Source organism: Lysinibacillus xylanilyticus (assembly GCF_001708185.1).
GTDB lineage: Bacteria > Bacillota > Bacilli > Bacillales_A > Planococcaceae > Lysinibacillus > Lysinibacillus xylanilyticus_A.
The window spans coordinates 62251-87766 of the sequence record NZ_MDDN01000009.1; the positions used below are offsets into that span (position 1 = coordinate 62251).

At 36.5% G+C, this 25516-nt stretch carries 28 protein-coding genes; 11 read left to right on the forward strand and 17 right to left on the reverse strand.

Translation table 11 applies throughout. The features are described 5' to 3' along the window. Positions 1-3: 3 nt before the first annotated feature. From efeO to BFJ97_RS15915, 10 genes are all read right to left on the reverse strand, one after another. Entirely contained in the window at positions 4-879 is an 876-nt protein-coding gene (efeO, locus tag BFJ97_RS15875; protein ID WP_068985629.1) for an iron uptake system protein EfeO, read from the reverse strand. Between the two features lie 157 nt (positions 880-1036). Continuing rightward, positions 1037-2239 (reverse strand): MFS transporter, encoded by a 1203-nt coding sequence (locus BFJ97_RS15880; RefSeq protein ID WP_068985630.1) that lies wholly within the window; start codon positions 2237-2239, stop codon positions 1037-1039. Between the two features lie 5 nt (positions 2240-2244). Continuing rightward, positions 2245-2664, reverse strand: coding sequence for a MarR family winged helix-turn-helix transcriptional regulator (locus BFJ97_RS15885; RefSeq protein ID WP_068985631.1), 420 nt, complete (start codon positions 2662-2664; stop codon positions 2245-2247). An 87-nt stretch (positions 2665-2751) separates the two neighbouring features. Beyond that, positions 2752-2967 (reverse strand): hypothetical protein, encoded by a 216-nt coding sequence (locus tag BFJ97_RS15890; RefSeq protein ID WP_068985632.1) that lies wholly within the window; start codon positions 2965-2967, stop codon positions 2752-2754. 20 nt (positions 2968-2987) lie between these two features. Beyond that, a complete protein-coding gene (locus BFJ97_RS25490) occupies positions 2988-3110 on the reverse strand; it encodes a hypothetical protein (RefSeq protein WP_302621802.1) in 123 nt (40 codons plus the stop codon). A gap of 82 nt (positions 3111-3192) precedes the next feature. Continuing rightward, on the reverse strand, positions 3193-3573 hold the full coding sequence (locus tag BFJ97_RS15895) for a hypothetical protein (RefSeq protein ID WP_068985633.1): 381 nt from the start codon (positions 3571-3573) through the stop codon (positions 3193-3195). An 86-nt stretch (positions 3574-3659) separates the two neighbouring features. After that, positions 3660-4667, reverse strand: a complete 1008-nt coding sequence (locus BFJ97_RS15900; protein WP_068985634.1) for a FecCD family ABC transporter permease — start codon at positions 4665-4667, stop codon at positions 3660-3662. Then, positions 4660-5661, reverse strand: a complete 1002-nt coding sequence (locus tag BFJ97_RS15905; RefSeq protein WP_068985635.1) for a FecCD family ABC transporter permease — start codon at positions 5659-5661, stop codon at positions 4660-4662. The genes BFJ97_RS15900 and BFJ97_RS15905 overlap by 8 nt, the downstream gene beginning before the upstream one ends. Positions 5662-5687: 26 nt before the next feature. Continuing rightward, positions 5688-6605, reverse strand: coding sequence for an iron-hydroxamate ABC transporter substrate-binding protein (locus BFJ97_RS15910; protein WP_068985636.1), 918 nt, complete (start codon positions 6603-6605; stop codon positions 5688-5690). Positions 6606-6620: 15 nt separating this feature from the next. Continuing rightward, positions 6621-7409, reverse strand: coding sequence for an ABC transporter ATP-binding protein (locus BFJ97_RS15915; protein WP_439098003.1), 789 nt, complete (start codon positions 7407-7409; stop codon positions 6621-6623). Between the two features lie 145 nt (positions 7410-7554). Between BFJ97_RS15915 and BFJ97_RS15920 the strand changes: the two genes are divergently transcribed. The 5 genes from BFJ97_RS15920 (at position 7555) to BFJ97_RS15945 (ending at position 13052) form a co-directional block, all read left to right on the forward strand. Beyond that, the gene (locus BFJ97_RS15920) at positions 7555-8604 is read left to right on the forward strand and encodes an NAD(P)/FAD-dependent oxidoreductase (protein ID WP_068985637.1); all 1050 of its coding nucleotides are present in this window, start codon (positions 7555-7557) and stop codon (positions 8602-8604) included. A gap of 789 nt (positions 8605-9393) precedes the next feature. Then, entirely contained in the window at positions 9394-10026 is a 633-nt protein-coding gene (locus BFJ97_RS15930; protein WP_083227072.1) for a class I SAM-dependent methyltransferase, read from the forward strand. Positions 10027-10194: 168 nt separating this feature from the next. After that, entirely contained in the window at positions 10195-11322 is a 1128-nt protein-coding gene (locus BFJ97_RS15935) for a DUF418 domain-containing protein (RefSeq protein WP_068985640.1), read from the forward strand. Positions 11323-11418: 96 nt separating this feature from the next. Continuing rightward, positions 11419-12450 (forward strand): sensor histidine kinase, encoded by a 1032-nt coding sequence (locus BFJ97_RS15940; protein ID WP_083227073.1) that lies wholly within the window; start codon positions 11419-11421, stop codon positions 12448-12450. Beyond that, positions 12447-13052: a response regulator transcription factor gene (locus tag BFJ97_RS15945; RefSeq protein WP_068985642.1), complete on the forward strand. Its 606-nt coding sequence runs from the start codon at positions 12447-12449 to the stop codon at positions 13050-13052. The genes BFJ97_RS15940 and BFJ97_RS15945 overlap by 4 nt, the downstream gene beginning before the upstream one ends. 58 nt (positions 13053-13110) lie before the next feature. Here the strand turns inward: BFJ97_RS15945 and BFJ97_RS15950 are convergent, their stop codons facing one another. From BFJ97_RS15950 to BFJ97_RS15960, 4 genes are all read right to left on the reverse strand, one after another. Then, on the reverse strand, positions 13111-14469 hold the full coding sequence (locus tag BFJ97_RS15950) for a PepSY-associated TM helix domain-containing protein (RefSeq protein ID WP_068985643.1): 1359 nt from the start codon (positions 14467-14469) through the stop codon (positions 13111-13113). Between the two features lie 2 nt (positions 14470-14471). Further along, complete coding sequence (locus BFJ97_RS24800) at positions 14472-14621, reverse strand: hypothetical protein (RefSeq protein WP_175401779.1); 150 nt, start codon at positions 14619-14621, stop codon at positions 14472-14474. Between the two features lie 649 nt (positions 14622-15270). After that, positions 15271-15453 (reverse strand): hypothetical protein, encoded by a 183-nt coding sequence (locus BFJ97_RS15955; RefSeq protein WP_068985644.1) that lies wholly within the window; start codon positions 15451-15453, stop codon positions 15271-15273. 763 nt (positions 15454-16216) lie between these two features. Next, complete coding sequence (locus BFJ97_RS15960; RefSeq protein ID WP_068985645.1) at positions 16217-16420, reverse strand: hypothetical protein; 204 nt, start codon at positions 16418-16420, stop codon at positions 16217-16219. Between the two features lie 491 nt (positions 16421-16911). On the opposite strand from BFJ97_RS15960, the gene BFJ97_RS15965 reads away from it, so the two are divergent. From BFJ97_RS15965 to BFJ97_RS15985, 5 genes are all read left to right on the forward strand, one after another. Then, positions 16912-17484 carry a TetR/AcrR family transcriptional regulator gene (locus BFJ97_RS15965; protein WP_068985646.1) on the forward strand — a complete coding sequence of 191 codons (573 nt, stop codon included), beginning with the start codon at positions 16912-16914 and terminating at the stop codon, positions 17482-17484. Between the two features lie 17 nt (positions 17485-17501). Continuing rightward, positions 17502-17894 (forward strand): DUF5367 domain-containing protein, encoded by a 393-nt coding sequence (locus tag BFJ97_RS15970; RefSeq protein WP_068985647.1) that lies wholly within the window; start codon positions 17502-17504, stop codon positions 17892-17894. A 95-nt stretch (positions 17895-17989) separates the two neighbouring features. Next, entirely contained in the window at positions 17990-18262 is a 273-nt protein-coding gene (locus BFJ97_RS15975; protein WP_068985648.1) for a hypothetical protein, read from the forward strand. A gap of 12 nt (positions 18263-18274) precedes the next feature. Continuing rightward, a complete protein-coding gene (locus tag BFJ97_RS15980) occupies positions 18275-18637 on the forward strand; it encodes a VOC family protein (RefSeq protein ID WP_068985649.1) in 363 nt (120 codons plus the stop codon). Positions 18638-18921: 284 nt separating this feature from the next. After that, positions 18922-19854 carry a C40 family peptidase gene (locus BFJ97_RS15985; RefSeq protein WP_083227074.1) on the forward strand — a complete coding sequence of 311 codons (933 nt, stop codon included), beginning with the start codon at positions 18922-18924 and terminating at the stop codon, positions 19852-19854. Positions 19855-20677: 823 nt separating this feature from the next. Here the strand turns inward: BFJ97_RS15985 and BFJ97_RS15990 are convergent. The 3 genes from BFJ97_RS15990 to BFJ97_RS15995 form a co-directional block, all read right to left on the reverse strand. After that, positions 20678-22063 (reverse strand): UDP-N-acetylmuramoyl-tripeptide--D-alanyl-D-alanine ligase, encoded by a 1386-nt coding sequence (locus tag BFJ97_RS15990; RefSeq protein WP_068985650.1) that lies wholly within the window; start codon positions 22061-22063, stop codon positions 20678-20680. A 203-nt stretch (positions 22064-22266) separates the two neighbouring features. After that, positions 22267-22401, reverse strand: coding sequence for a hypothetical protein (locus BFJ97_RS25495; RefSeq protein ID WP_302621803.1), 135 nt, complete (start codon positions 22399-22401; stop codon positions 22267-22269). Between the two features lie 302 nt (positions 22402-22703). Next, positions 22704-24098 (reverse strand): Mur ligase family protein, encoded by a 1395-nt coding sequence (locus BFJ97_RS15995; protein WP_068985651.1) that lies wholly within the window; start codon positions 24096-24098, stop codon positions 22704-22706. Positions 24099-24248: 150 nt separating this feature from the next. Between BFJ97_RS15995 and BFJ97_RS16000 the strand changes: the two genes are divergently transcribed. After that, positions 24249-25451 carry an ATP-grasp domain-containing protein gene (locus BFJ97_RS16000; RefSeq protein ID WP_375200778.1) on the forward strand — a complete coding sequence of 401 codons (1203 nt, stop codon included), beginning with the start codon at positions 24249-24251 and terminating at the stop codon, positions 25449-25451. The last annotated feature ends 65 nt before the right edge of the window (positions 25452-25516 follow it).

The window sequence follows — 25516 nt, forward strand, 5'->3', positions numbered from 1 at the left end:
TTATCACTCCAAAATAATCCCCATTTGACTTAATGGTTCTCCTAGTTGATTAACTGCTGCTGCAAGTGCTTTTGTGTTTTCTTCCGTTAATTCCTCGTAAGAAACATATCCACCTTCAGCTGTTGCGTGCTGTGCCAATAAATCATCCACTGCTTTGAATTTTTCATCTAATGTTGCGACTAATTCTTTATCTTTTGCTTCTAATTTCGGACGTAAGATTTCAAAGATTTTTTCTGCACCTTCAATATTTGCTTTAAAGTCGTAAAGGTCAGTGTGAGAATAGATTTCCTCTTCACCAGTGATTTTAGATGTTGATACTTCATTTAATAAATCAACAGCACCTGTAATCATTAAATCTGGTGTTACTTCAACAGTTTGAACTAATGCGTGAAGTTCTTTTGCATCGGCTAATAGTTGATCTGCTACCTTCTCGTAACCTGCAGTTTTATTTTCAACCCAAAGTGCATGTTCAAGCTTATGATAACCTGTCCACTCTTCCTCGCCCTTACCTTCTTCTTGGATATCGGCTAAACGACCATCGATTCGTGGGTCAAGGTCTCCAAAGCTTTCTGCGATTGGCTCTGAACGCTCAAAATACATACGAGCTGGTGCATAGGCTGCTTTTGCCCCTTCAATATCGCCAGCTTTAACTAGGTTTACAAATTTCTCTGTTTCTAGTAAAAATTGATCCATTTGTTCTAAAGCAAATTGTTTATAGGCTGCTAGTTCAGCTGTAAGATCAGCCTCTTTTGTTTGTTCTGCTTTATCTGCTTGCTCCGTTGCGGGCTTATCTTCTTTTTTTGTTTCTTCTGTATTACCACAGCCAGTCATTAGAATGCCACCTGCAACTAATACTGACAATATTGATGTTTTTTTCATGCTAAGTACCTACTTCCGAAATAGTTTATATTGAGAATGATAATGATTATCATACTCTATTGCAAGAAATATTTTTATTTAAAGAAAAAAACGTCATTTTCTAGTTTATATATTAATATAACTAGAAAAATAACGTATTTCCCACAATATAACGATTCTAATCTACGAAATTTTTGTTATTTTCATATTTTCCATATAAGAAATAATAAAGGACAATTGACAGTAAAATTACGAATACCATCGCAAAGAAAATCGCACTGTATCCCATCGTTGGAACGAAGAACCCTAAGAAATAAGGACCAACACCTAAACCTAAATCATATAAAATAAAATAGGTCGATGTCGCAAGTCCTAATCGCTCATTTGGTGTAACCTTAATAGCTATTGCTTGCGCTACAGAATTGAAGTTACCATAACCAATACCGATGCAAGCAGCAGCTAGTAAAAATACAACACTACTTGTAGCCGAGCTAAAGGCATACATACCGATTGCAAAAATAACTAAACACGGATAAACAACAATATTCGCGCCTCTTGAGTCTAGAAGCTTTCCTGTAAATGGACGTGTCGCTAGAATCACTATTGCATAAATAATAAAGAAATAACTTCCCGCTGAGACTAAATCAAGCTCTTTCGCATAAAACGTCATAAATGACATAACCCCAGAGTAAGCAAAACCGATAACTAACCCCACCAAAGCAATTGGCACAGCACGCATTTCGATAAAATTGCTTAGCTTAAAGCTTGTTTTTTCTACCATTTCTTTCGCTTTCTTCGGTACGTCAGGAACTGTCACGATAAAATACATCAAAAAGCAAATTATAGCTAATACTGAATCGACTGCAAAAATCATACGAAAATCTTCAAACAGTTGTGTTAAAAGAATACCTACAAACGGTCCAATAGCAGTTGCTAAGATGGCACTTAAACTGTAATAACCAATACCTTCACCACGTCGATTAGACGGTAAAATTTGTGCAATAATTGTTCCAGTTGCCGTACTCGCCAAGCCAAGTGCAATTCCTTGTACTAAACGATTGAGCATAAGAAGTGTCAAATTTACCGCAAAAAAATATGACATCGTTGATAGCATAAACAATAATAATCCACAAAATAATGTTTTTTTACTACCCCAATCCCCAATGATTCGTCCTGCCCCAAGACGCCCGAATAATGTACCTATAATAAAAATACTCGATACAAGCCCTGCCGTACTAGTTGAAGCTCCAAAGTGCTCAACCGCATAGCCTGCAATCGTTACCATCAATAAAAAAAAGATCAAAGTAATGGTAAAGTTAATAAGTGAGACGATTAAGAAGTCTTTTGTCCATAGTCTATCTCTAGTTGTTTCCACTTCCATCTCTCCTACCGATTTATGTTTGCACAAATTTTCGCTAAAACTTGTGTCGCAATCTCTATCTCCTGCTTTGATACGCCTGCAAGTGCCTGTTCAAACAACGGTTTTAAATGCGCCTTTATTTCTAGCACAAGTTCTTCACCATAAGCCGTTAATTGTACAAGCTTTTCGCGCTTATCCCTACCCGCTACCGTTTCCACATAGCCAAGTTCTACAAGCTTGTGAACGAACCTTGTGACACTTGGCTTTTCAATTGACATATAATTCGCAATCTCCACGAATGAATGTCGCCCCTTATCATTAAGTAATCGAAGAACAGCCCATTGCGAGCTATATAGTTGATATTTCTCTAATTGCACATTCACTTGATTGATAAAAGGTCTGTACATTAAGCGATACTGATTAAAAAAATCCTGTTCAACCGTCACAGTTACCACTCCTTATAAATTAGTTAGCCTAGGTAACTATATACCTGAAATAGCGATTTGTCTAGTAGGAAATTAGCGAGGATTCCTTTAGTTTAGAGCCGCTATCGTTGTCGTTGGTCTTTTCGTCGCTTCGAGACTTTTATCCGTCGGTGCCGGGGTTCTTTCCGTCGTTCTGAGGGTTCTTTCCGTCGGTCGCTCCATTGTTTCCGTCGCCCCTTTTCTATCCGTCTCCTTGAGATTTTTATCCGTCGGGGCCGGCGTTCTTTCCGTCGCTCTGAGACTTCTTTCCGGCGATCGCTCCATTGTTTCCGTCGCCTGTATTTCTATCCGTCGATCACTCCATTGTTTCCGTCGCCTCTATTTCTATCCGTCTCCTTGCCTTTTCTTTCCGTCGGTGCCGGCGTTCTTTCCGTCGCTCTGAGACTTCTTTCCGTCGATCGCTCCATTGTTTCCGTCGCCTCTATTTCTATCCGTCTCCTTGCCTTTTCTTTCCGTCGTTGTCGCTATTCTTTCCGCCACTCCTTTTAACTAAAAAGCCGCAACTGTATTAAACGGAATCTGTTCGCCATTTTTATATAAATAAATATATTCATAATTAGCATCTTTCGTTAGTTTATAAATATGCTGCTTCATAACTTCGTCGTTTTGATTTTCAATTTCGTCAATGTTTATTACAATCGTATCTTCCTTACTCTTCACGCTGACTGTAACAGTTTCCTTTGTATTGATCACAATATACGAGCGCTTTTCACCATTATTTATCATTTGGGCATAATCTTCCATTCCAAGGTCATTTAAAGTTTCTTGTAAATCCTTTGGTACAGATTTTACTTTAGTAATTGCTAATGTTGAATTACATGCTGACAATACAATTATTGAACATAATAAGACGATTAATAATTTCTTCATGTACCATCACTCCTTATTTATCATATTCAATAAATATTCCGAAAAAGCCTTTCAAAATAAAAAAACAACCGAACAGCCAAAGCCATTCAGTCGTTTTTTCGTAATAAATATAAAAAATAAGGAGCACCGATACATGCTACGACAATACCAGCTGGCACTGTCGCACTGGCAATCGCTACGCGGCCAATCGTATCCGCCAGCATTAATAAACTTGCACCTATAAACAAGGTAAGCGGTAAAAAGAACTGGAAGCGTGGTCCGACAAGCTGTTTCGCAATATGTGGAGCCATTAGACCGATAAAGGCAATTCCCCCTGTAATTGAAACAGCAGCCGCAGCTAATGCAACAGCGACCACTAATAATTGCAAGCGCTCGCGAGCAATATTCATGCCTAAACCAACTGCCGTTTGTTCGTTCATCGCCAGTACATTTAACACATTGGCCTTATAAAAAATAAATGGAATGCCTAGCACCAGCCAAGGCAATAACGCCCAGAAAAACGGCCAATCCGTTCCCCACACATTGCCCGCGAGCCATTGCGCGATAAATTGCACATCACTACGCTCCGCTGAAGAAATTAACATCATCATCAATCCAGATAAGGCAGAGGCTACTCCCACTCCGACTAAAATTAGTTGGACTGGCTGTACACCCATATTGCGCTTATAGGCGAAAAAGTAGATACACAATGCTGTTAATAAAGCACTACCAAATCCGACAAGTGGTAATACATATGCAAAGTTAGGAAGATTACCATCTACAAGGAGATAAAAAAGCGTAATCCCAACACCCGCCCCAGCATTAATCCCAATAATACCGGGGTCCGCTAAGTCATTTCGGGTCACTCCCTGCAACACGGCACCCGCTAATGCTAATGCCATCCCTGCTGCTGCCAATACAAACAATCTTGGCAAACGAACAGAAAACAATACGAATGATTCTTTAAAGCTGCCGTCTCCCAACAAGATCGGTATGATGCGGTCAATAGAAACCGAAGCAGCTCCCATGGATATGCCCATCACAAAAATAACGATTGTCAACAATATCCATACAATTAACCATTTACGTTGTTTTTTTCGCCCGTCATTAAACAAGCTGACGACCTCCCTTCCGAACAAGAAGTAAGAAGAATGGAAGGCCGATAATGGAGATAATTGCAACTACCGGTGTTTCATATGGAGCATTAATCATTCTACCTGCGAAATCCGCTGTTACCATAAACCAACCACCGATAATAGCACTCATCGGTAAGACCAATCGATAGTCTGTCCCAACAATAGCACGCACAATATGCGGCACCATCAAACCAACAAATGCAAGATTCCCAACAAGGGCAACTGCAGAGCCTGCTAGTACAACAACTACAAACATCATAATTCCTTTAATTACTGTTGTATTTTGTCCTAACCCTACAGCAACTTCTTCGTTTAAACTTAAAATGGTTAGCTGACGACTAAATATAAACGCTACTATTAAGCCTATTATAATAAAAGGAACAATCATTAGCGCTTGCCATGTTGTGCCAATTAAACCACCACTCGTCCACATCGATACATCTTTTGAAATTTGAAATAATATTCCCGTACCATCTGCAATTGCTTGTAAAAGAGCAGATACAGCTGCACCGGCTAAGACAAGCTTTAACGGAGAAAAGCCATTCTTTGTAGAAGCACCAATACCATATACAATCATCATCCCGATTCCAGCACCTACGAAACAGGCAAAAATAAGCATCATATAAGAGGCATTGGGGATAAATGCCATTGTTAAAGCAAGTACAGCATTGGCACCCGCTGTTAGACCGAGGAGCCCAGGATCTGCTAATGGATTTCTTGTAACTCCTTGCATAATAGCACCAGCAACCGCAAGTGCACTGCCTACAAAAATAGCCGCAATGATACGTGGAAATCGAATTTCACGTAAAATCGTATAATGCTTGCCACCGCTTTGTCCGACAACAGCTTCATAAACATCTTGAATGCTAGTATTAGCCGCGCCAACACAAAGCGAGATCGTCACTGTCACTGCTAATAAGATCAGTGCAAACAGCGCCTGAAGCCAAAATGGGAATTGTCGAAACTTTGTCATTTGCCTTCGCTACTCTCTACTAAAAATTATTGTAAAAACTTCTCTTCAAAGAAATCTAATTGATACTCTAAAGTGATCGGATCATTAAAGTAAAATGCGTTGGCATTCACTTCAAATAATTGTCCTTTTTTCACCGCTTCTAAATCTTTAAACCACGCAGCATCTGTAAATGAATTATCTTGATCCTGGAACATACTAAAAATCACATAGTCTCCTGCATATTCACCTAAAACTTCTTGTGAAATTGCAAAATAACCTGGCTTCAAAGCATCTTGTTTCACTTTTTCAGGCATATTTAAGCCCATTGCTTGATATAAAATTTCTGTTCCACGACCCCAGTTATCACCATAAACATACAATTGCTTATTAAAGCTTTCTGCAACAGTAACGGTTGCATCTTCACCGATTTTTTCTTTAATTTTCGTACCTGTTTCTGCAGCACGCGTTTTAAAATCCTCAACCCACTCAGTAGCTTCTTTTTCTTTGTTAACGACCTTACCGATTTCAATGAATTGTTGTAAATAGTCGACTTTTCCGTAAGTAAATAATACCGTCGGAGCGATTTCTGCTAATTTATCCGCATTTTCAATACCACTTAAACCAATAATTAAATCCGGTTCTAGCTCAAGAATTTTTTCAATATCTGTATTCTCAACAACCACTGCATCTTTAATATCATCTTGGAAGTTTGGATTTTTCGCAGCCCATGAATCAACGCCAACGACATTTACTCCAAGTTGTAATAAATCCCCAACAAAAGAAGATAACACAACGACACGTTTAGGGTTAGCAGGTACTTCAATGGGACCTGTTTCAGATTGATACGTAATCGTTTCTGCTGATGATGCTTCTTTAGAGCCCTCATCTGTCTTCTCTTCTTTATTGCCGCACGCTGCAAGCACTAGTACAACCATCATAAACATTGGTAATAACCACTTTTTCATTAATTCATTCTCCTTCTACACCGTTTCTAGTAAGTTATATGTAATGCACATTGGCTTGTCTGTTCGTGGATCCTTGCCAATGACTGCATCAATATTAAACACTTTTTCTAATACTTCTGGTACAATCACTTCCTCTGCCGTACCAAACTTCACAAGCTTTCCTTGCGAAAGAGCAACAATATAATCTGAAAAACGAGCTGCTTGATTTAAATCATGTAGCACCATGACAATTGTGCGTCCTTCTTCTTCGTTTAACTTGTAAAGTAGTTCTAAAACTTCTAACTGATGGGCCATATCTAAATAGGTTGTTGGCTCATCTAAAAAAATAATAGCGGTCTCCTGTGCTAATGCCATCGCAATCCACACTCGTTGACGCTGTCCACCAGATAAGGCATCAACTGTATTTAACCGAAATTCATCCGTTTTAGTTACCTTTAAGGCCCAGTCAATCACGTCTTTATCCTTTTGTGATAAATTGCCGAAGCCTTTTTGATATGGAAATCGACCGTAAGATACAAGTTCTTCCACTGTTAAACCATGCGCACTTTCTGGACTTTGTGGCAATATAGCAAGCTCTTTCGCTAATTCCTTCGTTTTCATCTTGGAAATATTTTGACCGTCTAGAATGACTTGTCCACTCTCATGCTTCAAAATTCTTGTAATAGCTTTTAAAAGTGTAGATTTACCACAGCCATTAGAGCCGATTATCGTTGTAATTTTACCGTCTGGAATTTCCAGCGACAAATCATGCACAATCGTTTTGTTCTCATAGCCAATACGAATCGATTCAACTTGTAAACGCAAAATGTAACCTCTCTTTCTTTTTACTTCTTTCCATGCTATGATACTCACAACTAACAATGATAATCATTATCACTAGATTAGTCTAGTAATCAGATCAAGTTTTGTCAAATACTTTTTTAATATTTTTCTAAGGATGTGCGAGAAAATGCAACATATATATGATGTGACAATTATTGGTGGTGGGCCTGCTGGTCTATATAGTGCCTTTTATAGTGGTTTACGAGGATTAAAAACGAAATTAATCGAGAGTCAACAACAGCTTGGAGGTAAAGTATTGCTTTATCCAGAAAAGCTAATTTGGGATATTGGTGGTCACCCTCCTGTGTTAGGCGAACAATTTGTACAACAATTAATTGCGCAAGCTAAAACGTTTGATCCAACTATTTTAACAGACACAAAAATCGATTTCATAGAGCGTCAAGACGATATTTTTATACTTCATAGTGCCCAAGGTGATCAGCATTACTCTAAAACTGTTCTTATAGCCGTTGGTGGTGGAATCATCAACCCTCAAAAGCTTACTCTGGATGGCGCAGAAAAATACGAAATGACCAATTTGCATTATACCGTGCAATCCTATCAACGTTTTGTGGACAAGGAAGTTATTATTTCGGGAGGCGGAAATGCGGCGATTGACTGGGCAGTTGAGCTTAATCGTATCGCTAAAAACGTTACTGTTGTTTATCGCAAAGATAAGTTATCTGCCCACGAAGCCACAATTCAAGAAGCTTCGGATGCCGGTGTCCAAATTGAATGCAATACAACTATTACGAAACTAACTGCGAATGCTGACAAAACGGCTATTCAATTAGTAACGTGCGAAAACTCAAAAACGAAGCAAAGCTATACACGTCAAATTGATGAAGTCATTGTAAGTCATGGTTATAACCGCGAAGCATCATTAGAATTTGATCAAGCGATCACCATTCCTAAAAAAGATGATTACTATTTCGAAGGCACAGCTACAGGAGAAACCGCACAGCCTGGAATTTTTGCAGCAGGTGATATTTTAGCATTTGAAGGGAAAATTCATCTTCTCCTAGGAACCTTCCAAGATGCAGCCAATGCCGTGAACTCCATCAAAACATTTTTAGAGCCTACTGCCTATCGCCATGGCATCGTTTCATCACATAACGAGGCATTTAAAGAGAAAAATCGCTCTATTATTGAAAAGCACCTTATACAAGTAAAATAAACACAAAAACCTTTGCGCTAGTAGCAAATTAGGTTGCTGTCTTCTTTCAATCTAAAGAAGAGGCTGGGACAAAAAGAAAAAATGTTAGACTGATTGCATCGGTCTAACATTTTTTTGATTTAGGAAGGAACACTCTACTCATTGAAGCGAAAAAGTTATTATCTATTTTCTCTATTTTTCAAAATAATCGAGTTCTGTCCCGGCCTCTTTATTACTATTCGTCTATAATCTAGAAAAACTACCTAAATAAACTTAAAAAATATCCCATTTGCCTGATCATATTTACTCCGTTTGTTATGGTTCCGGCATGGCCCATAAGCGTATTGAGATGCTGTGGTAATCTTCCTACTCTAGAGGTTTGAGGTTGTTGATATGGATAATAAAAGGGCTGCACGAATCTACCTTGAGAAGGGCCATAGCCTTGTCGATATCTTGGTTGGATTGGTCCCCTTCTAGGATTTGGCGGAAAATACGGCATTCATTCACCCCCTAACAAATAACTTTTAAATAGTATATGTTGGTATTTTTTCGATACTTAGACTTTCACAGATGTTTGTGAAAAGAACATCCTATATATGACATTAAAAAGCCCCGAAATCTAGTAATTTATTCTATCTCTCGGAGCCTAAAATAGCGCACTGGCAAGCGGATTTGATCTCTTACAGGAACCATACTATTTTTTATTTCATATTATAGAAAAAGACGATTAAAGAAGGGATTCCTATTCAAAATTCTAAATATCTAGAGTTTCTGTCCAAATTTGGTGTTGGTGGTGCGCATCCTGGTGGTATTAATCTAACAAAGGAAATATTCAAGACTGAGAACATTAGTAAAACTTCTCACATTTTAGATGTAGGGTGTGGTACAGGTCAAACCGCTGCCTATTTGGCTGACAAATATAAATCAAAAGTAACTGGTATAGATAGCAATTCCATAATGGTTGCAAAAGCAAAAAGGAGAATGAAAAAAAAACGCCTACCAGTAGAAATATACCCATGTTCTATAGAACAAATGCCTTTTCCGGATCATACATTTGATGTCATTATTTCCGAATCAGTTCTTTCTTTTGTCAATAAACCTAGTGCCTTAAAAGAAATCTTTCGTGTATTAAAGAATGGCGGTCGTTTTATCGCCATTGAATTTACTATTACTCAACCACTTGAAGCGAAGGTTGAAAAGGAAATCCAACAGTTTTATGGATTTGATTCTTTCTCAATGAAAAAGGATTGGATCGCTTTGTTTCAACAAGCTGGCTTTAAAAATATTCGTATTCAAAAAAACAAATCTATCTCATCGGTACCTGAATTTCATTACTCGGAGGATATTGAACCTGAACTTTATGAGGTAATGGATAAACATATGGATATGAACTTAAAGTATGAAGGGATTTTAGACTATAGAATTTATTCATGTACCAAATAGTTAAACAAATAAATGTACAAAACCAGCAGCCAATTGCTGGTTTTTTTCTTATCGAGCACACCATAAAATGACACCTGTCATAAAGAACCTTTGACTCGTGTGAATGTTTTTTTCCTTTGATTTTCCATATGATTGTAGTAAGAAAACAAAGAAAGAGTGATTTGAAACATGCAAAATAATCAAAGACTACCATTAATCGATATATTACGAGGTTTTGCTGTATTAGGGACGCTTGGTACAAATATTTGGATTTTTGCTTACCTTGGGGATCCATCATCTATTATGACCAGTAATTATTCAGGCTGGTGGTCATTTAATGACTTTTTACGAATGTTCGTTTTATTTTTAGTAAACGGCAAGCTACTTGGTTTGTTAACAATTATGTTTGGGGTTGGTCTGGAATTAAAATATCAGCAATCCATGCGACAAGGAAATGCTTGGCCAGGTATGTATATTTGGACACTGTTATTTTTATTTACGGAAGGGCTTATCCACTTTACCTTAGTCATGGAATACGATATTTTAATGAGCTATGCTGTGACAGGGGTCATCGTTGCCTTTATCGTCAAAATTGGTGATAAAGCGATTAATCGTTGTTTATATGTGTTCGGCGGCTTTCATGCCATGATGATTCTTTTACTTTTATACAGTACATTGCAAGGTGCCAATGCACTTTATGAAAGCGATTCAGTTGTTTCGCTTTATCAACACGGTACTTGGTTTGAACAAATACAATATCGCTTAGCAAATTTTCTCTACTATAGAACGGAAGCAATCTTTATTATTCCAATGAACATCTTTTTATTTTTACTTGGTGTGAAATTTATGCGTAACGGTGTCTTTTCTCAAAGTGAACAGGGTCGCAAGGTACGAAAAAAGCTTTTATTAATTGGGATTTATATGGGGATACCATTGAATCTTCTTATTTTTATTCCAGGAGGAACTTTTGATTTTCCAGTTCGCTATTTATTTGCACCAATCCTATCAATTGGTTATATTGGTATTTTAGGTAAACTGATAGAATACAAGAAGGTAGATTGGTTATGGAAGAAGCTTGGAGACGTCGGTAAAATGTCCTTAAGCTGCTATGTCCTTCAAAATATAATGGCATCGATCATTTTCTACGGCTGGGGTTTAGGTTTAGGAGGAAAGCTAAATAGCATTGAGATTATTGCCATTTGGATGACGATTTCCCTGCTACAAATTTTTATCGCCAAACTGTGCATAAAACACTTTCATTTTGGACCATTAGAATGGATTCGTAAAAATACTATTCAAGCTATTACACGTAAATAATCAAAAGGGCTGGTGTAGCATATAAAAATTTACCCAAGAGATCAAGCAAAGCATTATCTAATTATCGATGTAGTATCGCTCATTTTTTTATTCACCATGGTATTAGGGTCAAATTCTCAATTACCATTATTAGCTAAAACAATAATCCTACTGTTATTTTTAGTAGCGTTCTATATTGCTTTATGGTTTAAAGATTGGCGTTTACTTGTAGCTTCTTTAATAGGCTTTACTCTTATTATCATACTAGGTATTTATGAAGGATCTTCTATGTTGATTTTTGGATTTACATTTGCTGATTTACTTGGAAGAGCTAAAACGAAGTGGCATATTGCAGTAGGCATGATGGCAATTGCCCTTATGTTTTTAATCGTTATTTTGTTTGAATCCGAAACATCTTTCCAATTAGAGACCGAAGCTTTAATACCTATAATGATCATTCAGCTACTATTTCCAATGTTAATCTATTATGTGGAAAAATCCAAAAAATTACAATCGGAATTAACAGAGGTCAATACGCAGTTAGTTCAGCAAGAAGAAAGACAACGTATTGCCAGAGACCTCCACGATACGCTTGGTCATACATTGACAATGATTAAAATAAAAACAGAACTAACATCAAAATTAGTCGATAAAGATACGATGCGTGTAAAAGATGAATTAAGTGATATTTTAGCAACAACGCGGACGGCATTAAAGCAAGTAAGAGAATTAGTCTCTGATATGAATTTTATTTCTCTAGAAAGTGAGCTCACACATTGTAAACAGCATTTACAAACAGCGAATATTTCCATAAAAATGAAAAACAACTGCCCAAAACTACTACTAGCCAGTGTGGAAGAAACGATGCTGTCTTTATGTCTTCGAGAAGCAACTACAAATATTATTAAACATAGTCAAGCGAAAAAATGTCGAATTGAAATGAATGATATTGATGGCATTTTGACGTTAAACATCGTGGATGATGGTGTGGGCTTACATAACCAAGGGCTCGGAAATGGACTAACATCAATGAAAGAAAGAATGACTGCCCTACACGGAAGTGCTTCCATTGAAAATGTATCGACGAATGGAACAATTGTGACGTTAACACTCCCTATCCAACACTACAGAAAGGAGCCAACTACATGATACGAGTATTACTAGCAGAGGATCAACAAATGTTACGCGGCGCCTTAACTTCCTTGTTATCGTTTGAGCCAGATATCAAAGTGATTGCAGAAGTTTCAGACGGTCAAACAGCGTGGGAATCTATTCAACAAGAGCTACCCGATGTTTGTGTATTGGACATCGAAATGCCGAACCTTACTGGACTTGAGCTTGCAGAAAAAATAAGGCAAGCAAATTTACCATGCAAGGTGATGATTGTCACAACCTTTGCACGTCCTGGCTACTTACAGAAAGCAATGGACTGTGAGGTACACGGTTATTTACTAAAGGATGAGCCGATCGATTATTTAATTGAAACCATCCGAAAAGTAATGAATGGTGAAAAGGTTGTCAGCAGAGATTTAGCTGCTACCTTATTTATGAAGGAACAAAATCCATTAAATGACCGTGAAATTGCTGTTCTTCAGCTTGTAAAAGAAGGGCTCACAACGAATGAGATTAGTAAAAAATTATTTTTAACAAAAGGTACCATTCGAAACTATTTATCAACCTCCATTCAAAAGCTACATGTCGAATCTAGACAACAAGCAGCCCAAGTTGCCAGTGAAAAAGGCTGGCTTTAAAAAAAGAAAAGCGATACTGCATTCCTCATCTAGAAAGGATACAGTATCGCTTAGTATTTTAATTGACTTCTTTTTTATTCTTAGATACCAAATTTATTATTATTTCTATCAGTACAACAGCAATTAAAGAAAGTCCGAATAGTGGCATCAGTATACCTAAAATTATCATGAAAATGATAAAAGGAATGGATACCTTTTGAGAGATTTTAGGTGGTGCAGAAAGATGATCTTTCTTCTTTCGTAGTACCCATGTTCTAATTCCCCAAGCAATAACAACTAAAAATGCTAGACATACTAATAAATTTATTAATTTATTTGGCCAGCCAAACAAGTGACCTTCATGTAAAGGAATTCCCCACGTGAACCATTTGGCAAGAATACCATAGTCCTCATATCCAACCTTGTCAATAAACTTCCCGCTATACTGATCAAAATACATCGTTGTTTCATCATCCGGACTAACATCAAGTCCTGTTATACCTGTGTTACTTGATTTTGCAACTGTATAGACACCGACTTCACTAGTAGGATAGATAATCGCGTAAGGTTTTGATATATTCATTGCATCAATTTCATGTTGTAGCTTTTCTACGCTTAGTTGGTACGGGTTAACACCACAGCCCGTATTGGCTTCCATACCATGATGTGCTGCATGTCCTGAATCTGACGTTGGAGGGATTTCTTGTCGAGTAGCCCAAGGAATCTCACTTATATCCGATGTAGGAGGCTGCTGCTGTAATAACGGCGTGCCGAAAGAAGGATAATCTTGTGAAGCTTGGTAAATATAGTTCCCCATCACTGCAGACCATGGTAAGCCTGTGAAAATAATAACAAGCATAGGGATCGTAATAATTGTCCCAATAAGCGCATGAAATTTTCTACTTTTTTGACGTTTGTTTGTCTGCTTTGTTTTCTTTAGTAGTTTTGCTTTAAATGTCATATATACACCTGAAAGCAGTAAAAAAACAGCCCAGCACGAAGCTAATTCTACTAAATAATTAACAAAAGTTCCCCCAATAAATAAAGAACTATGCAGATTTCTCATAATATTTGCAAAGGTGTAACCAGCATCTTGACCACCAATAATTTGGTTATGATCATCTAAGAACACATATCTTTCGTCACCATCTGCATTTTTCATCGTTAAACGTGTATTGTATGGCTCTTCTAACTCTATAATTTTAGTTGTTTTAAAGCCAGCATATGATTCTTCTGCAAGTTTAACAGCCTCGTCAATGGATAGTACTTCGGTTTTTCCACTTTCACCAAAAAAGTAGTTATCATATAAATGATCTTCAACATCGGTATAAAATAAATAACCTATACCACTGAGTGTTAGCGAAATAAGTAGTGGAGTAATAAATAAAGCGGCATAAAAGTGCATTCGCCAAAAACTCTGATAAAGCGGGTTTTTCATGTCTAGTTCTCCAATCTATAAAATACAATTTCGCCTTGGCGTAATTGTAGCTGACGCTTTGCTTTCGCTACAGAAAACATTTGTAGCTGACGCTTTGCTTTCGCTACAGAAAACATTTGTAGCTGTCGCTTCGCTTTCGCACTGATAAACATTTGTTGCTGTCGCTACAGATAAACAATGAGTCCGGATTTTGAAAGGAATGAATTGTGCCCGCATAATTCATTCCTTTCAAAATCCGTGACATCCGCCGGAGGCATTAGCTTCATTCAAAATGTCTTTACTGAATGAAGATAAGTGCAGAATTATTATATAAAGAAAAAGTGAAATAAGAATGAAGTCCTAGTAAAAATTTTATGTCTTCGATAGGTTTAATGTATGATTAATTTTCGTTCCGACTTGGTATTTTCCATGGGGCGTCTGATGAGCCGCTTCGCTCCAGAGTGTCAAAAATCAAATTATACTACTGTTGGGACATTAAAAGAATGGCAAAATAAAAAACCTCAATATTAAGAGGTCGTTAGTAGTATTAAAGCTCCTACTCTACTGATTTTATTTATAGTATCAGAAAAATTTAATTACCATAAATTATCAGGCGTGTTGATTAGGGGAAAAATAGGGTTTATTAATGAGCGATAATAGGATTTTTTTTTGGCTATTGAATATATGCCCATTTTAACTGATTGTAGCTTAGGGCTACTCGACCGTGGAAAGCGAGACAGACGAGACCTGCACGGAGATTCGTGAAGACAAATAAATAATCAGTGGGGATGAAGAAAACCCCCACTGAATTAAACTGTTACTTTATCCAATTAGTTCTTTCATCACATTCGAATAAGCAGTAAATATGTCATTTTTATGAACAGCATCCTGCCCTACATACTGTTCAACTAGCTCCCTTAATGTTTGAGAAGCGTTTGTATATTGCTTTTGCATGATTTCAAATTTCAACAGACTTTCATAATACTCAATTACTTGTGGATTCATGTGAAACACTCCTCCTCTTTAAAAAGATGTCTACTATGACAAAAACATGGCATACTATGTTGATCATCATTACGAATCAATGTAGTCATGATTTTATGATCTGTACCTCTATCTTATTATCCCGTTTTAATTATTATTCCATACTGTATGGAAGTCAATTTTTAAAGTCATTTTACAGGCGTGTTGATTTAGAAAAAATGGTATATCATTGAGCGATAAAGGATTTTTTTGTTTGTTGTAACTTTTTCACTATTTTTTACAAACAAAAAAGAGCGTACCAAAATTCGCTTACCTTCTTCTTTTGAAATATTTAATTGGTTTGAGAAATAATAAAACCCTCCCATCACAGTATAAAATGAGAGAGTTAGGTATATTAAAGTTTTTCTTAGTTAGTTAAATGCTATGTACGTTTTAAACTTTCCTCATAATCTTTTTGCATATTTAAGATAGGGTAAAATTCATTAAATTTCAAGACAACTCTATCGGAATCACTTTATTCTAGCGTCCTAATAAATTCCGCTTCTCCATCTAAAATGAAAGATGTATATCGGTCACATTGAACATATGACTCACAATCTAAATTAGCTTCTTGCCAATATCTAATTTCTACTCGATTTTGAGGTCTCGGTTTTGTAGTTATTTTTAATGCGAGGAATTCATGAGGCGTTGAGTCAAAACAAAAACAAGGACAGGGCGAACTTTATCACCATGTCCTTCTTAAGGATGGTTAAGTTTGTATATTTCTCTTACTTTCATAAATCAATCAATCCTCCATCCAAAAGTCATAATCAGGATGAGAAGGATTAATTTGCATGACTCCATTCTTGACTATTACAGTTTCTTTACTTGCTACAAGTTCCTTAATTCGTTTACTATCAAGATCATACCTTTTAGGAATCTTTTCTTTTGTATCGAATTTTTCTTCTTTTAGAACTTCTAACATATCTTTATCATCCCTTTCTTTCACATTCTATCACCTCCAATAAAGTAGAATGGATACTACTACTATTATATTAGAGATTGATAGGGTTTATTTAGGAGAATTATAGCATATATTGGCGTAGTATCAAGAAAGGTTAACTTTTCTATCGACAAAAGAAGTAAGAACCACACCTAAAGTGATACAGTACTTTAATTATATATTCTATTAGTTGATTTTACTTAAAAGGTTTTCCGTTAACTCTTCTCTTGTGTCTAAATTTTTTATAATAAAATCTAATAGTACGTGTGTTGATTAGCCATTTTTATCCACTTAAATTAATTAGAATCCTCTGATTACTACTACGTTGTTGCTGAAGGTAATCATAAAAATTAACCCCTTGTTATATCAACGTTTTTTTGACATAACAGAAACCGTTCAATGGATCCGTCTGTTGCTAACATCCCCTTGTCAACATAGGAATTTTTTGTTATTTTAAAGTTAGTTATCCAACTAACTAATACTAAGGAGGAAAATAAATGGCAAAACCTACTGGTATCGAAAAGTCAGATTTATTAACTGCTGCCAAGCAATGTTTAGTTGACAAAGGAATTGAAAAATTCACCTTAAAGGCTGTTGCCGAGCAAGCTGGTGTGACACAAGGAACTATTTATTATCATTTCAAAACAAAAGAACAAATAATTCTCGAAATTGTCCAAGACATCTGTGAAAATTCTTGGAATGAGATTTTGGCATTCGATCAGCAGATGATTCAATCCGCGCTTATCTCCGCAAAGAGCCGTTATGATCATGATGCCTTTTACCATAAATTATTTTTCACCTTAATCGTCTTTGGCTTTACGAATCCGTCAATTAGACAGCAAATTGGACAAATTTTAGCGACAGAAAATGAACATTTATGTAATGGTTTAAAGAAATTATGGGATACATCACCAATTGAAGGAGTGTCGCTGGAAACTTGGAGTATTTTTTTCAATGCCCTTATTGATGGTTTAGCTATACAAGTTATGATGCGGGATGACTTTGACGTAGATACATTCTATCAACAATTAGAAAAAATCTTACAGACACTGCATCATCTCGGAAAATAACGTTAGGAGGAACCACAATGCCATTCTTTTTATGTTGGGGGTTTGTGATTTGGCTTGTAGCAAGTGCTGTATTCCGATTAATGGGGCATTACTTTTTTATTCCTGACGAACCTTTATTCATGATTAGTGCTTACATTTTAGTTATTCCGATTATCTGGATAGTAACTATCCCCGTCTATTCTTTGAAAAAGTTATCTGACTCAAAGCAACTTCAAGCAGCCATTTGCATCGCATTACCTGGGATGCTCATCGATGCAGTCGTATTATTATTTTTTGATACTATTTTCACGAATTTACCAGCTGACGTAGATCGCTATTTTGCTTCATGGCTGTTATGGGCCTATTCCCTCATTGTTCTTACTGGTTTTATGAAAGTTTCTTATAAAACAAAAAACAGACTCATACCATAACGTAAGGTTGATTTCCTTTCCGACTAGGCGCTTTGTTGCTGCCGCTACGTTAGCACTACGCTTTCGCACAGAGCAAAGCTTCCTGGGGGCGTCCGATGAGCCGCTTGGGCCAAAAGGATGTTGGTCACGAAGGCGTTATCACAGGACGTGATGCTTTTAGCCTTCGTTCCTCTACCTGCTCGCTCCAGGGTCTCATCTGTGACGCTAACCCCCAAGGAGTCGCCAAGTCTCCACTCCAATCAACTAATATACAGGGCATATATTTTAAAAAATGTCATCCACAACTTTTGATGATGAGCCAAAAAAGACCAGACTTGGAAGGGTTTAAAAACATCATTCTAGAATTAAGTATAGAATCAATCATTTAAGGGGGAAGAAAAATGATTATTGGCTTACACCATGTTCAAATTACTATTCCAAAAGGCCAGGAAGATCAGGCCAAACATTTTTATTGTACGATATTAGGGCTAAATGAGATTGAAAAACCAGATTCTCTTAAAGGACGAGGCGGATTTTGGTTACAAGTCGGCAATAAAGAGGTACATATAGGAACCGAGGATGGCTTCGATCGATTAACGACGAAGGCTCATATTGCCTACCAAGTTGAAAATATAGACTACTGGAAACAAGTATTAGTCGAACATCATGTAGAAATTTACGATTCAGTGCCTATTCCTCATTTTGAACGTTTTGAATTTAGAGACCCATTTGGTAATAGAGTTGAGATGATTCAGGAAAATTAAAAAGCCCTTTTTGTACTGCTCCAACGATGTTAGGAAGTCCTCTAACATCGTTGGAGCAGTTTATGATTTCATGCAATCTACAAATAATACATCCTACTGAAACATTTGTAATGAAACTGTAAACTCTCGCGATGAAGCCTTTTATATCAAGCGTTGAAAGCCTATTTCAAAAAGGCGTGGTAACAATTACCTCAAAGAAGCCCTACTTTTTCATGCTACGATTAATTCCAATGGCAAGCCAAAACAGGATTTATCCTAAATAAGCTTCAGGAGGAATTAACAACATGAATAAACGATTTTTAACTACAACATTAGCATTGACGATCGGTTTTAGCACAGTGGGGATGGTACAACCTACTGTTCATCCAATAGAAGTAGAGGCTGCAACAACAAATGCCCAAAATAACGCACAGGCCGTTTCTGCGAAAGCAGATCAATTAATTCAAACCGGTAAAAGCTTAATTGGTAAGGCAACATACAGTAATTCCGTATATAAGCCTACGTATCCTTATAAATTTTCATGCGCTTCATTTTTAATGTACATTTTCGAGCAAAACGGTGTTGACCTAGGCACTTACAATGAAAATTATATGATTCAACAAGGAACATATGTAGCGAGAAATCAATTACAAAAAGGCGATTTACTATTCTTTAAGAGTAAAAAGACAGGAACAGACCCTGATCACGTAGGTATGTATATCGGAAATAATAAAATGATCCACATGGCTGATTCTAAACAAAATATTATTATTTCTGATTTAAATAGCAAGCCATATTACACAGAAAATTATGTCTCTGCTCGCAGAGTCTTACCTACCTTACTGTCAGCTAACCCTGCAACGAAAGGCGATAAAATTGTTGAAAACGCCTTAAATTATAAAAATAAAGTAACAATTAGCTCAACGAATAATGAAAAGAATCTACGTTTTACAGCACCAGGATACGTAGAGTTTATTTATCGTAAGAGTGGCGTTAATCTTGGTACAACCAATTTACAACAACAAATGAACGTCGGAACAACAGTTTCACGTGCCAATTTAAAAAAGGGCGATTTGGTGTTCTTCAATAGTACAACAGGCTCTAAAACCCCTTCAATGGTAGCTATCTATGCTGGTGATCATCGTATCATCATTCCAAATTCTGATGGTGTTATGACAAGAGTACTATTGGTTGACTATTATAAAGACCACTTTATTACAGCAAAACGTGTGTTTTAAAAAAGTTCAACTCTAACTGCTGATCATTTCTACTACCTAAACAGTGGAGTGGACCGGAATTTCTCTCCTATTAACGTCGTTTTTAGTTTAAATAGAAGTAAAAAAGCATTCCTTTATGATGAATGATATTATCCCCTTCAAGTAGAAAATGTTAAAAGAGCTACAGTAATCTGTCATTAACATTCTACTTAAGGGGATTTTTCTATGCCTAGAAAAAATAATTCGTATTACAGTAGAAGCTTTTTTATTTGCATTTTATTATTTAAATTTGCCAAATAGATAAAATAAACCATTTTAAGTTTGTCGGATGAACTTTAATAGAAACCGACACTAACTATAAAAATTAAAAATAAAAATACCATCAGCATGAATCGCACAAATGCATGTCTAATTTCTTCATTACTTTCAGCTATTTTTATTTCTTTTCTATATTTGAACCAACTACATAATGTTGTAATTGTAATAAGAATAAATATAAAAATCTTCATATAATCTCCATTCATCTCTTTAAATATTTTATACGAAGCAATAAGCGCAAAATAAGTTCAATCAAAAATTTCATACACTAATAATATATCTTTTATTTCTTTAAAAATGAATCTAATGCTCATCAATCAATTCCAGTCTAGATTTAACCTCAGGCTTTTCAAAAATATTACCTATAGCATAAAGTGATACAAGTAGTTGAAGAAAATCTATACTTTTCGCTTCCAAAAACAACTCAACCATCTGGCACCGATAGAATATCGACACCAGATGGTTGCTTAGTCTCTTATAAAGCTGTCTACCTGACAGGGGTAACCTCAGAAGCTTCTTTTTCTATTTATATATTTTTTAGGTTATTGGCAAATTCAATCATGGATCTACTAGACATCGGTCCCTTGATAAGCACTATCGTATCTTGATCAAGCTTTGGTTTCAAAATATCTAAAACGCCTGTAACATCTTGAAACTTATGAACTTCTGCGCTTGTTCCTTCCTTTAGCACTTGTTCTGCAATAGTCTCTGCTCTTTTGCCAATCGTAATCAGTGTATCAATTTTTCTTTGGGCGACCATGGAGCCTATTTCACGATGATATTTTTCTTCGTAATTACCTAATCGCTTAATATCTCCTAAAATAAGGATGACTTTTTTATCTTTTCCTATCGTATCTATAACTTTTAAAGCTGCTTCAACAGATGTCGGGTTATTTGTCCACGTGTCATCTACTATCGTACTATCTCCAATACCTGTCGAAAGTTCTAAATGTCTTGCCATCGGTTTATATGATCGCAAACTTGAAATGGCATGACGAATGGACAGTCCCATTTCTTTTATGGCCGCGATAGCAGCTAATGCGTTATATACTTGGTGTTCACCGTAGCCAGGGACAAATACATTGTACTTTGCATCGGAAACCTGTAAAACAAACCTCATACCGTTATCTTGAAATTGTATTTTAGACGCTTTGTAATCTGCTTGTTCATGTAATCCGACAGTAATAATCTTTCCCTTAAAAGTATGCAAAGGGATCTTCTTGATATTTTCATCATCGCCATTGATAATCAAGATGCCGTTATTCCTTATTCCATCTATAATTTCTGCCTTCGCTTTAATATAGCCTTCAAGGTTTTTACAGCCATCTAAATGATGCACACCAATATTTGTAATGATGCCAATAGTCGGCTGATAAATCATACACTGATGCTTAATATTCCCTGTATTTCCTAAACCTAACTCAAATATTGCTGCTTTCGTTGTGTCATCGATACCTGTCAAATAAGGTAATGATTGCCGAGGTTCGTTTTTACTACTTATAGATGCTTGAACATTCCATTCTCTACTTGCTATATGTTTAATCATTTCTTTTGTCGTTGTTTTTCCACATGTACCTGTCAAAGCAACCACAGGTATTTGGAACAGACCTCTGTAATATTCGATAAACTTCCAGTATGCCTGCACAATACTTTTAACGTGTATAACAGTTGTATTCTCTAGTGCGTTTTTCAGCTCTGTTGTTGATTTATTTGATAACACTAGAGACGGACCCATACGATTGATCTCTTGCCAGTTTATTTTATCATTTTTACTAACAAACATTAGTGTATGACTTTGCGTCAAATCGTGTCGATTATAATAGATGGCATGTTTGACAGACCAATTTTCAGAACCGCTTATCAATTCCCCCTGTAGTAATTTCCTAATATCACTCACACTTATATGTTGCAAGGACTATTCCCCCTCTCTTTATCCAATATCTCTCTAATCAACTGGGTATTGTTTGGCTCATCACCATAAAGAGTGGTTGATTTCTGTTCTGACCGGGCGCTTTGTTGCTGTCGCTTCGCTTTCGCACAGTTAAAACATTTGTCGCTGTCGCTTCGCTTTCGCACAGTTAAAACATTTGTCGCTGTCGCTTCGCTTTCGCACAGTTAAAACATTTGTTGCTGTCGCTTCGCTTTCGCACAGTTAAAACATTTGTCGCTGTCGCTTCGCTTTCGCACAGTTAAAACATTTGTCGCTTTCGCACAGTTAAAACATTTGTTGCTGTCGCTTCGCTTTCGCACAGTTAAAACATTTGTTGCTGTCGCACAGAGCAGAGCTTCCTAGGGGCGTCCGATGAGCCCCAGGTAGTCGCCCAGCCTCTACTCTACTCAACCTATATAGATGGCAAACGTTTTATCAAATGTCATCCACAACTTTTGGTGATGAACCTGTTTTTTGGCCAATTTTCCAACATTTCTCGTATGGACTTCTGTTTTATTCCTTTTTATCTTCTTTCCAGAGCGCTCCTTTCTAGCAGAATACAATATATTAGTAGAGAAACACTCTGTATGGCACAGTCATGATCCCACACGATTAGTTGAGACTATTCAGCTGGGGGTACAGTTTTTACCTTTAATTTTGCAGCTAATTCAAAAATTTGTTTACTATACATATCTCCTTTAATGAGAACAATCGTATTTTCATCAATAAGTTTTTGTAATAATTTATAGACGAACGTACTATTTCTAAATGTATAAACATGTGAACTAAATCCTAACTCAATGGCATGGTCCGCCATAATGCGTGCATGCTCCCCTATTGTAATGAGTACATCGACCCCAATCCGATTAATTAACTCTCCCGCCTGCTCGTGAATAGTATATCCCCAAGAGCCTAAATCTGTAATCGTTCCAATTATTGCAATCTTTTTCTTACCTACTCCAAGCTCATTCAAAACCTTTAATGCGGCTTCCAAAGAAGTGGTCGTAATACTCCATGTATCATCTAATAACACGGAATGATTAATGCCCTCAAAAAGCTGAAGCTGCTTATTCAAATGTCGGAATGATTGCAGTTGTTCAGCTGCCATAGGAATAGGAATACCTATTTCATAAACGGCTGCAATGGCTGCAAGCGCATTATATACTTGATGCTCACCAAATCCTGGTACAAAGATTTCATAGCTCATCTTTTTATGATGAACGTTAAACAACATACCATTTTTGTGGTAGCGAATATCACTTGCTCGAAAATCACTGGATTTATGCTTACCTACTTTAATGATTTTTCCGCGAAACCTCGATAAATCTATTTTGCGTGTGTTGACATCCTCAGCATTAAGGATTAATGAGCCTGCGGGATCAATAATGTCCAGCATTTCTCCCTTTGCCTCAATATAACCCTCCAACGTTTTACAATAATTTAAATGATGGGCTCCTATATTGGTAATAACACCAATAGATGGCTTAAAATATTTTCCTGCTTTTCTGACATCCCCTGGTGTTCCAACAGCAGTTTCAAAAACAGCCGCTTCAGTTTCATCATCAATGCTCAGTAAATATTGTAAAGAAGCTGTTCTAGAATTGCTGCTTAGCGTAGTGGCTGTCACTTTTTTTTCAGCAGAAAGAATATGTTTAATCATTTCTTTTGTCGTTGTTTTTCCTGAAGTGCCTGTAATCGCAACGATTGGGATATTAAACTGACTTCGATAAAAATGTACAAATTTCCAATAGGCCTCATCTACATTTGCTACGTTAATAATGATTACTTGACTAGGAATCTCTTTTGGACTATAAGACCAATCCGTTACTAGCACTAGAGGAAAAAGTGACTCTAGACTTTTCCAATTAACAATATGTTTATCCGTAAAAAGGGCTGTATTTGTGTTTTTCACTTGCTTTAGTCGATAAGCACCATACTGAATGAGCACTTTCTCTGACCCATGCACTAGTTTACCTGCAGTAATCATGGTTAAATTCTTCACCGAAAGAGGCTTCATATTTTCTCTCCCTCCTTTCTTTTTCTAGTATATGTAGCACGCATAAAGTTGCTTGGATGTAGACATGATACATAACTAGAAGAAAACTATGTGTTTGCATATATATATAGATGATTAAGTAACTAAGTACCAATAGAAGGAGTGATATATCTGAAAGCCATTGTATTTATCGGTACAAATAAATCCGGGTCAAGTCGCGAAGCAACAAGAGCAGCAGAAAGATTGGGCTACTTTACAATACTTTTCACCAACAATGAAAAACAACTTCAACAGCGAAAAGCCTACCCCGACATTCATAAAATGATTCTTATTGACACTTTGAACATTGAAAAAATGAAAGAAGAAATTAATAAATTATCTAGAAATGGATTTGAGATTAAAAGTGTTGTTAGTTTTGTTGATCCATTTGTCCATATTGCTTCTATTTTGTGTGATGAATTTTGTCAAAACTATACATCTTCATCCGCCATCGAAATAATGGAAGATAAAGAGAAAACAAGACATCATTTAAGGGACCAAAGTTATTCACCTCAATTTGCCCTAATTAAACCAGACGAAACCATTTCTAATAATATGGGTTTTCCATTGATTGTGAAGTCTCCAAAATCAACGGGCTCCAAAGATGTGTTGTTAGCAAAAAATTCAGCTCAGCTTAATAATCACCTCAAATCTCTTCGTAGTAAGAATCCAAATGAGACAATTATGATTGAAGAATACCTTGATGGCCCACAATATTTAGTGGAAGCCATCGTTTTTCAACACCAAGCTCATGTAATAGGCATTATTGAACAAGAAATCACAAAGGGGAAACGTTTTATCATTACCGGTTATGGCGTAGTCGTCAAAGCTCCTGCGAACATTCAAACTGGGATCGAAGAAGTACTCCATTCCATTGTTAAGGCGTTTAATATTGAGAATGGTGCCCTTCATTTAGAGCTACGTTTAACACAAAATGGTTGGAAGCTGATCGAGATTAATCCTAGAATTTCAGGCGGCGCCATGAACAATATGCTACAAGCTGCTTTTGGATTTAGTTTAGTGGAAGAAACGCTTAAGTTATTTTTAGGTGAAGCCCCTAATGTCAAACCGAGGCATAGAAAATCTGTTTATACAAAATACATCATTGTTGACAGTAAAGGTATTTTAGAAAGGGTAATTGGAAAAAATAGAGCAACTAAATCACCAGGTATTGTAGAGGTATATGTCAAGCCGAAAAGAGGAACATTACTAACCCCACCTTTATCAATGGGTCATCGCTATGCATATGTCATTGCAGAAGGTAAAACATTAGCCGAAGCTAGAAATAATGCGACAACCGCAGCAAAAGAGATAAAATTTATTCTAAAAGTGTAAAATAAATTTTCAAAAAAAGAATATATTTCAAAAAAAATTGCCCGAGTACTTGTCACGTTCCAGTG